Source organism: Candidatus Zixiibacteriota bacterium (assembly GCA_021159005.1).
Taxonomy (GTDB): domain Bacteria; phylum Zixibacteria; class MSB-5A5; order UBA10806; family 4484-95; genus JAGGSN01.
In genome coordinates, this window is sequence record JAGGSN010000106.1 from 1 (window position 1) to 4,298 (window position 4,298).

At 45.8% G+C, this 4,298-nt stretch carries 3 protein-coding genes; 2 read left to right on the plus strand and 1 reads right to left on the minus strand.

Going from position 1 to position 4,298, the window contains the following annotated elements; translation table 11 throughout:
• A partial coding sequence (locus J7K40_06870; protein ID MCD6162119.1) for a glycosyltransferase occupies positions 1–659 on the minus strand: 659 nt, incomplete at its 3' end.
• A gap of 202 nt (positions 660–861) precedes the next feature.
• Here J7K40_06870 and J7K40_06875 point away from each other — a divergent pair.
• Positions 862–1,425 carry a hypothetical protein gene (locus J7K40_06875; GenBank protein MCD6162120.1) on the plus strand — a complete coding sequence of 188 codons (564 nt, stop codon included), beginning with the start codon at positions 862–864 and terminating at the stop codon, positions 1,423–1,425.
• Positions 1,422–4,295 (plus strand): toprim domain-containing protein, encoded by a 2,874-nt coding sequence (locus J7K40_06880; GenBank protein ID MCD6162121.1) that lies wholly within the window; start codon positions 1,422–1,424, stop codon positions 4,293–4,295. The genes J7K40_06875 and J7K40_06880 overlap by 4 nt, the downstream gene beginning before the upstream one ends.
• Positions 4,296–4,298: the final 3 nt, after the last annotated feature.

Genomic DNA, 4,298 nt, shown 5'->3' on the forward strand with positions numbered 1-4,298 from the left:
CACTTCCGATACCGCCACATCGCCCGCAGAACCACAAAAGTATCTTTGAGCGGTCGGAACTTCGATTTTCCTTTGCGAGGGTAGTAGTTGATCGGGATGCTCTTGATCCGCAGCCCTAACCGGACCGCCTTCGCCGTGATCTCTGTCTCGATGCCGAATCCATCTTCACTGAGACACATCCTTTCTATCGCGCGGCGGGACAACCCGCGGAATCCGGACATGTTATCGAGCTTCTGACCGTAGAGGAGCCGGAACAATCGACGTGATAGCCAATCACCAATCCTCAAGACGCTCGGCAGCGATCCTGCGATGAAGTGCGTTCGCTCGCCGATCACAACGTCGTTGTGCTTAAGATGCTCGATGAACTCGGGTAGTAGGTACAGCGGATAGCTGCCATCGGGGTCAACAAAGATTACGTCCCCATCGCCGTTTCGCAATACCCACTCGAATGCCATCCTGAGCCCGGACCCCTTGCCTCGACCGTCGTCTATGAGTACCGGTACACGCTGTTCCCATCGAGCGATATTTTTGGTGTCGTCTGTTGACCTGCCATCAACGACCACGATCTCCGCGTCCTTGCAGATCGTTCTGATGGCGGCGATTGTGGATGCGATGGACTGTGCTTCGTTTTTTGTCGGCAAGATGATTGTTACTGGCATAGTGGTGATGATGTGTGCGGCAAGGTTTAAATACCTGTCGATACAAGGATAAGGCGCGATCTCTTCTTGATCTCACCGGCGGTTGATCGCCGCCGGTCTTCACCGCCTCGCGATGAAGAAATCGGGTGATCGCACAGAAACCAAGAACAACGGCGGCGAAGATCGTTGAATATACACATAAAAATAGCTGTCGCTTTACGCGATGAGAAGAGGTCGTGAGAACGTGGCGGCTAAAATAAAACCCATCGAAACGAGGTACAACGGATACCGTTTCAGATCACGACTGGAGGCGCGGTGGGCAGTCTTCTTTGATACACTCGGCATCAAGTACGAATATGAGAAAGAAGGGTATGATCTCGGAAAAGCGGGGTATTATTTACCAGATTTTTGGTTACCGCAGGTTCACATGTGGGCTGAAGTGAAACCGGTCGAACTCACTGAAGAGGAACATGAGAAATGCGACGCTTTGGTGATATTATCGGAGTGCCCCTGCCTGATGCTAATCGGCATGCCCGAAGACAAACCATACTGGGCGAGATGCCCAAACATAGCCTATGAATGTGAAGAGGATGGATTAACCATTACAAATATAAAAAGTGTATACACAACCGACGAAGATTTCTGTTTAACCAATTATCATGGCTACGTGACGGATGAACACCGATTCTACTCACAACCGGATGGGGAAGAAGACTCTCATTGGGAAGATACCAGAGCCGCAGCATTTGCAGCGAGATCAGCTAGATTTGAATTTGGAAACAGATGACCAGCCACGAAACAATCGAGAATATCAAGAGTAAGATCGATATAGTTGACCTGATCTCTTTGGACTGCGAACTATCGGGTTCAGGGGATGAATACCGCGGCGCGCACGAAAACCGGCATCAAAGCGAATCTGGAAATTGTCTGGTCGTCAATCGATCAGAGGGGATGTGGTATTGCCACAGTCAACACTGCAAATGTGGTGGAGACTGCTTTGACTGGATAGCGGACAGAGAGGGGTTAGACATCAAAAACGATTTCCATGAAATACTTCAGATCGCCGCTGACTATGCAGGAGTAGAGATACCAGGCGAATTGCAGAACCACGAGAGACGCCGCGTATTCGAGTGTATGACAGCCGCTGCAGAGCACTTTCACTCGAACCTAACCAATGAGATGTATGATGACATCGAGGCTCGCTGGGGCATTACAAGAGCCACCTGTGACAAGATGCGGATAGGTATATCAAAAACAGATCACAGCCTCGAAGAGTATCTATTAAAACAAGGGTTTACTTTCGACGAGATGCACCAGACGGGGTTATTCACCGGAGACGTTAGCCTCTTCCCATATTTTAAGGGGAGGTACGTTTTTCCGTATTGGGTACAGGGACAAGTCCGATATATGATCGCAAGAGCAACGAAGTGGACTCCGGATACGAAATATGAAAAAACGAAGAATGGAAACATAATAAAATTCAAAAAACTCCGCACACGATCAAAGAAAGCTAAATATATCAGCGAATACGTCAGAAACGATGTGATATTCGGCGTCGATTCGATGAAGTCAGGGGAAGGAGATTACTGTATAATCACAGAAGGAATAGCGGATGCTATTATGGCGATACAGGCTGGATTCGCGTGTGTCAGTCCGGTCACAACACTGTTCAGAGAAAAAGACCATGCTCCAATCCTGCGCCTCGTGAAAAAATTTAAAAAAGTCTATATATGTATGGACAACGAGAAAAACGAAGCGGGGTTGGCGGGCGCATACTCAATTGCGAAACATCTCATAAAGAACGGCGTTGATGCATCAATAGTAGAACTTCCGAGGTCGTCTGGTGTCGATAAAATCGATTTAGCTGAATACCTGCGAGATCACAGCGTGGAGAGCTTTAAAAATCTTTTTATATCGGCGTACAAACCACCCGAATTCTTTTTGCCACCAGCGGAGATGTTTTTAAACGAAAAAGGGGTATTTGCTCCAAATTTATTCGCTGACTGGATATTCAATGAATCCGGATTATATTTTTTAACATTCATTGATTCAGAAGAGACCATATATTATGATGGCGGTCTTTACAAACCCCATGGCGAGAAATACATCGGTAAAATAATCGAAGAAGTTATGGCAGGGCATAAAGTAAGCAAACGTGACGTGGGAGAGGTGGTCGGGCATATCAACAGACGCACATACATCGAACGCGAGATGATCGATAATGATATTAACCTCATCAACATCGAAAACGGGTTGTTGAACATCAAAACACGGGAGTTCAAACCACACACACCAGAATACTATTCGATGGCACAAGTCGGAATTCGATATGATCCAGAAGCGGAATGCCCAGCGTTCGATCAATTTTTATTGGATATACTGCCAGAGACTGTTGACCGGATGCGGATTGAGGATCTCTTCGGATATTGCCTGATACGTGATTATCGTATTCAGAAATGGTTTATGTTTCATGGTCAGGGCGCAAACGGGAAGGGAACGTTGTTAGAAGTATTAAAGAAGTTCTTAGGAAGCCACAACGTGTCCGGGGTCGAACTACAGCGACTTGATGATCCGTTCTTACCGGCTGAGCTATACGGTAAGCTGGCAAACATCGTCGGCGACCTCTCCAGTAAGGAACTGTATCAAACGGGTCGATTAAAGTCGTTATCATCCGGTACAGATGTAATACAAGCACAAAAAAAGTATGGTCAGCCATTTACGTTTATCAATCACGCAAAACTGATTTATGCGGCGAACGAACTGCCAAAGACAAAAGACCAGACACTCGCGTTCTGGCGACGGGTCTGTCTTTTAGAGTTCAGACAGACGTTTGTAGGCAAAAAAGATGACCGTCACATGGTAGAAAAACTCACCACAGAGGAAGAACTTTCAGGGATATTGAATCATGCATTGGCGGGCGTGGAGCGCATCATAAATGATGATAGCATACTCACAATAGATGACTACGAGAGAGTCGAGAAATTGTACATCAGAGGAGCTGACTCAATCGAGTCGTTCTACACGGATATGATCACCATCACAACAGATGAGAACGATCAAATCGGGGGAAATGAAATATATAAACATTATTTAAAGTATTGCGAAGATGGAAATACCACCGCCAAAACGCAGACAAGAAGGACATTCACGTCACAACTAATGACTAAACCCGGATTAGATTACACAGAAAACCTATACGACGAAAATGGCAAGAAAATGCGTGGCTGGAGGTTTATAAAGGTCAAAGACTACTCGAACCCTGCAGATGAAAAAACCTGTAATTCACACGCACAACACGCAATTCCTTTATTTGTTTCGCGAACAAAAAGATCACCAGAAAATCTAAAAAAAAGTGAAAACCAACAAGAAAGCGATAAGCGTGTTAAACGTGTTATGCGTGTTGAAGATTTATCAGACGAAAGTAAACAGAAGATTCTTGATGCGGTCAAGTCGCGTATCTGGCGACTTGGGTACTCAAAAGGCTTCACAGAATTCACCTCCATGCACGTCCTGATGGAGATGAAGGGCTACAACTTCCCCGAAAAACTCACCGTCGAACTCATTGAACAGATGATTGATGATAACATCGAGATGTTTCAGTTCCTGAATAAGCCGATCATTAAATCTGGGGATAAATACGTTCCGAAAGAAGAATAAACC